This window comes from Alcanivorax sp. HI0044, from assembly GCF_001634945.1.
In genome coordinates, this window is the sequence record NZ_LWEZ01000578.1 from 1 (window position 1) to 860 (window position 860).

Annotated in this window: 1 protein-coding gene; it reads right to left on the reverse strand. The window is 57.3% G+C overall.

The genetic code is table 11. The features are described 5' to 3' along the window. Nucleotides 1-860: YafY family protein (locus A3730_RS06965; RefSeq protein ID WP_063537786.1), on the reverse strand; the 860-nt coding region annotated here is incomplete at both ends.

An 860-nucleotide genomic window follows, 5' to 3' on the forward strand; every position in this document is an offset into this window, starting at 1 on the left:
ATCCTCGTTGGCCAGTACCACCTGCTGGGCCTCCGGGTCTCGGTGTCGCGACCCATCTAGTCTAAGCAGTTGCACAATGTAATTGGCCATGGCAGCCCGACACTCAATAGTCAGCGCTCCATCGGTCATGTCGTAATCCCGCGCAACCACGTCCTGTTGAGCCACAGAGAGGCGAGGATCCGGGGTGACATGCAGAATGAGTCGTTCTTGCCACGCATGATCATCCTGCTCAGTGTGGTGTTCGCTTTGTTCGGTGAATTCGGTGAATTCGGTGAATTCGGGTTCATCCTGAATCCGGCTTAATACGAAATCCCGGTAGTCGCTACTCTTCTCGCACCAGGCCCGGGCATGCCAGCGCATGCCATTGTGTGCCACGGTGTGAGGTTGAATGATGCGGGATTCCGGCTCCGGGTTGCTCAAGGAAGTGTACTGGATTTCCACGCGTAGTTTGTCCCGGCAGGCCTGGAGAATCGGGCACAGCACACTGGGGCGTAGGTCACGAGAAGGAGGAAGCAGCACTTCGGTATTGAGTTCGCGCACATCCAGGGTCTCAAAGGCACAACTGAGATCCTCCCGGGAATGCATCATCTGCAGGTACTCATCCGCCACGCCCCTTGTGAATACGGGCTTGAAGGTGCTGGCGGGCTTGTACCCCTTCAGGGAACGGTCGTATTCCAGGTTGCCGGGCGCATATTCCCCCAGGTACTGATTGATGTCCTTACTGGCCTGCTGCCGGCCAATGCCAAACGCCCGCTGAAGATGGTTAGTGGTCAGCCGCCCCTCCCAAAGGGAGATCACCTCAATCAACCGATAGCGCAATAACAGATCCCAGCGCAGCGGCCAGTCCGCTGCGTTTTTGC